The organism is Streptomyces boncukensis (genome assembly GCF_011045075.1).
In the GTDB taxonomy this organism is placed as follows: Bacteria; Actinomycetota; Actinomycetes; order Streptomycetales; family Streptomycetaceae; genus Streptomyces; species Streptomyces boncukensis.
Genome location: NZ_JAAKZZ010000568.1, coordinates 1 through 4325 on the forward strand (window position 1 = coordinate 1; position 4325 = coordinate 4325).

A 4325-nucleotide genomic window follows, 5' to 3' on the forward strand; every position below is an offset into this window, starting at 1 on the left:
CAACCCGGTCGCCCCGGCCCCGGCCGGTGCCCGTACGGCCGCCGACGTGGTCACCCCGGACCTCGTCGCACGGCTGACCCGGGGCGTCGTCGGCAGCGGCAGCACCGCCTGCCACACCCCCTTCACCGGGAGGAGACTGGCCGACCTGCCCGAGGCGACCCCGCAGGACGTGGCGGGCGCCTTCGAGAAGGCGCGCGCGGCGCAGCGCGGCTGGGCGGCCGTTCCCGTACGGCAGCGCGCCGCCGTGCTGCTCCGCTTCCACGACCTGGTGCTGCGCCACCAGGACGAGGTGCTGGACCTCGTCCAGCTGGAGACCGGCAAGGCGCGGCTGCACGCCCACGAGGAGGTGCAGGCGGTCGCCATAGCGGCCCGGCACTACGGCCGCGCGGCCCCCGGCTATCTGCGCCCGAGGCGGCACACCGGCGCCATCCCCCTGCTCACCCGGGTCACCGAGCTGCGCCATCCGCGCGGCGTCGTCGGGCAGATCGCCCCCTGGAACTACCCGCTGGAGCTGTCGGTCGGCGACGCCCTGCCCGCCTTCGCCACCGGCAACGCGGTCGTGATGAAGCCCGACACCGAGACCGCGCTCACCGCGCTGTGGGCGCGGCGGCTGCTCATCGAGGCCGGGCTTCCCGAGGACGTCTGGCAGGTCGTCATCGGCGACGGGCCTGTCATCGGGCCCGAGGTCGCCGACCGGGGCGACTACGTCTCCTTCACCGGCTCCACCCGCACCGGACGCGAGGTCGCCCGGCGGGCGGCGGCCCGCCTGGTGGGCTGCTCGCTGGAGCTGGGCGGCAAGAACGCCATGCTCGTACTGGAGGACGCCGACCTGGACAAGGCGGCGGCGGGTGCCGTGCGCGGCGCCTACTCCTCCGCCGGGCAGCTGTGCATATCCATCGAGCGGCTCTACGTCCACGAGGCCGTCGCGGAGCCCTTCCTGGAGCGCTTCACCGCGCGCACCCGGGCCATGCGGCTGGGCGGCGCGCTCGCGTACGGGGCCGACATGGGCTCGCTGGTCTCCGAGCGGCAGCTTGAGACCGTCACCCGGCACGTCGAGGAGGCCGTCGCCAAGGGCGCCACGGTGCTCGCGGGCGGCAGGCCGCGCCCCGACATCGGCCCGCTGTTCCACGAGCCCACCGTGCTGGAGGGCGTCGAGTCCCCGATGGCGGTGTGCGGCGAGGAGACCTTCGGGCCCGTCGTCTCCGTCTACCGCTTCCCCGCCGGGGCCACCGATGCCGCCCTCGCCGACCTCGCCAACGCCACGCCGTACGGGCTCAACGCCAGCGTCTGGAGCCGCGACGGCGCACGGGCCCGCGCCCTCGCGGCCCGGCTGCGCGCCGGCACCGTCAACGTCAACGAGAGCTACGCCGCCGCCTACGGCAGCGCGCAGGCCCCCATGGGCGGCATGGGCGACTCCGGCCTCGGGCGCCGGCACGGCTCCGAGGGCATCCTCAAGTACACCGAGCCGCAGACCGTCGCACACCAGCGGCTGCTGCCCATGGCTCCCTCGTTCGGCATGGACGACGCGGCGTACGCGGCGTTCATGTCGCGCTCCCTCAAGGCGCTCAAGACGCTCCGCTTCCGCTGAGCTGAAACGGGAGGATCAGTGCAGGACACGTACGACTACGACGTGATCGTCGTCGGTTCGGGTTTCGGCGGCTCGGTCACCGCGCTGCGGCTGAGCGAGAAGGGCTACCGGGTGGGGGTGCTGGAGGCCGGCCGGCGCTTCACCCCCGAGGACTTGCCCCGCACCTCCTGGGACATCAGGAACTTCCTGTGGGCCCCCGCGCTGGGCCTGTACGGCATCCAGCGCATCCATCTGCTCGCGAATGTCATGATCCTGGCAGGTGCCGGGGTGGGCGGCGGCTCGCTCAACTACGCCAACACCCTCTACGTGCCCCCCGAGGCGTTCTTCCGCGACCGGCAGTGGGGCGGCATCACCGACTGGCGCGCCGAGCTCGCCCCCTTCTACGACCAGGCCCGCCGCATGCTCGGCGTCCGGCTGAACCCCACCATGACCCCGTCCGACGTCCATCTGAAGGCCGCGGCCGAGCGCATGGGCTGCGGCGACACCTTCCATATGGCGCCGGTCGGGGTGTTCTTCGGCGACGGGCAGGACGCCGACGGGCGCACCACGGCACGGCCCGGCGAGACCGTGCCGGACCCGTACTTCGGGGGCGCAGGACCCGAGCGGCGGGCGTGCGTGGAGTGTGGCGAGTGCATGACCGGCTGCCGCCGGGGCGCGAAGAACACCCTCAACGAGAACTATCTCTACCTCGCCGAGCGCGCCGGCGCCGCCGTCCACCCGCTGACCACCGTGGTGGGCGTGCGCGAGCGGAGCCCTCAGCTGTGCGAGGTGTCCGTCGTTCCCACCGGCCGCCGCCGGGCCCGGCCGCGCGTGCTGCGCGCCCGGCGGGTCGTCCTGGCCGCCGGGACCTACGGCACCCAGACCCTGCTGCACCGGATGCGGGACCGCGGCGACCTGCCCCGCCTCTCCGCCCGGCTCGGCGAGCTGACCCGCACCAACTCCGAGGCGCTGGTCGGCGCCCAGACCGTGCCGCGCCGCTACCGCGGAGTGCACGGGCCCGACGCGCGGCTGGACTTCACCCGGGGCGTGGCGATCACCTCGTCCGTCCACCCGGACGAGTCCACCCACATCGAGCCCGTCCGCTACGGCAAGGGCTCCAACTCCATGAGCACCCTGACCACCCTCCAGATACCCCAGCACTCCCGGCTGCCGGGCGCCCTCGCCTACCTCGCCACCTGCCTGCGGCACCCCTCCCTGTTCCTGCGCTCCCTCTCCGGACGCAAGTGGTCGGAGCGGGTCATCATCGGGCTCGTCATGCAGACCCTCGACAACTCGCTCACCACCTACCGCAAGGAGCGCGGCCCCGGAAAGGGGCTGCTGACAGCCCGGCAGGGCCACGGCGCCCCCAACCCCGTGCACATACCGGAGGGTGCCGAGGCCGCCCGGCTGCTGGCCGAGGAGATCGGGGGCTTCGCCGGCAGCAACGTCGGGGAGCTGATGGGCACTCCGCTGACCGCGCACTTCCTGGGCGGCTGCCCGATCGGCGCGGACGCCGAGTCCGGGGTCATCGACCCGTACCACCGGCTGTACGGCCATCCGGCGATCTCCGTCGTCGACGGCGCCGCCGTCTCCGCCAACCTGGGCGTCAACCCCTCGCTCACCATCACGGCGCAGGCGGAGCGCGCGATGGCGCTGTGGCCGAACGCGGGCGAGGCGGACCCGCGCCCCGCGCCGGGCGCGCCCTACGCACGAGTGGAGCCGGTGCGCCCCCGCCGCCCCGCGGTACCGCCGGGCGCGCACGGAGAGCTGCGGCTGGTGTCACGGGACTAGTGCCCAGGGGGGTGCCCTCTCGCCTTCCCGCAGGGGTACGGGCGGACAAGCGAAGGGCCCCGGGGCGCCGCCGGGTGGGTTGGCGGCGGCCCGGGGCCCTTGGCGGTCAGCACCGGCGTCAGGGCAGCGCCCGTGCTGAGTGCGGCGCCGGGGGGTAGCGCCGCCGGGATGGTGTGCCGAGGCCGCGGAGCGGCCGGTCCCGAGCGTCCCCGGGACCGGCCACTGTGGTGACCGGGCTGCTGTCCCCTGCTGTCCGGTCACAGCACCGGAACGAGGTCCCACGACGCCGCCGTCTCCGCCTCACGGGAAGCTCGGGCGTCTCATCGCTCCGGTGACGCCGTCCCCTAGCCGCCGGGCGCCCGGCTCGCTTCGGGGACACCTCATCCAACGAAGCGCCGACCGCCCGGTCACGCGCCGTACGGGTGAGGCGTACGGGACGCGCTTTGCCCCCGGCACAGCCCCAGCAGCGTCATCGCCAGCTCCGTGCCGGGACGGCCCAGCTCGGCGCGGTAGAGGTCCAGGATCTCCATCTCGCGGGACAGGTGGACCCGGCGCCCGCCCGCCGCGACGCGCGCCTCCTGGACGCGGGCCGAGATCTCCATCCGCTCACGGACGAGCCCGATGAGACGGGCGTCGAGCGCGTCGATACGGGCGCGCTCGGCGGCCTGCGCGCCGTCCACGGGGCCGGTGGCCGGGGTGGTGGTCATGGGTGCTCCCTCGGGTGTGTGGCGGAGCCCCGTGAGCCGTGCCGCCCGGGAGGGGCGGAGAACGCCGGCGCCCCGGGCCTCGCGGGCCCGGGGCGCCTGGTGCGTCGCGTCTCAGCGGTTCACGCGTACCGGCCGTGGGCCCGGGGCCCGGCGCCATAGGTGCCGCGATGAGACCGCGTCGTGCGGGACGCGGGGACGGCGGCGCGCGTGAACATGGGCGCCAGTATGCACGGCCCCCACCCGGCCGCCAAGTCAGGGCA

3 protein-coding genes are annotated in these 4325 nt (G+C 74.8%); 2 read left to right on the forward strand and 1 reads right to left on the reverse strand.

Features of this window, described 5'->3' with window-relative positions; translation table 11 throughout:
- Both G5C65_RS32115 and G5C65_RS32120 read left to right on the forward strand, forming a co-directional pair.
- The coding region (locus tag G5C65_RS32115; protein ID WP_165302568.1) for a succinic semialdehyde dehydrogenase at window positions 1-1588 on the forward strand (1588 nt) is incomplete at its 5' end.
- Between the two features lie 18 nt (window positions 1589-1606).
- Window positions 1607-3358, forward strand: a complete 1752-nt coding sequence (locus G5C65_RS32120) for a GMC oxidoreductase (protein ID WP_165302569.1) — start codon at window positions 1607-1609, stop codon at window positions 3356-3358.
- 407 nt (window positions 3359-3765) lie between these two features.
- On the opposite strand, the gene G5C65_RS32125 is transcribed toward G5C65_RS32120, so the two are convergent.
- Window positions 3766-4065: a chorismate mutase gene (locus G5C65_RS32125; RefSeq protein WP_165302570.1), complete on the reverse strand. Its 300-nt coding sequence runs from the start codon at window positions 4063-4065 to the stop codon at window positions 3766-3768.
- Between the last annotated feature and the right edge of the window lie 260 nt (window positions 4066-4325).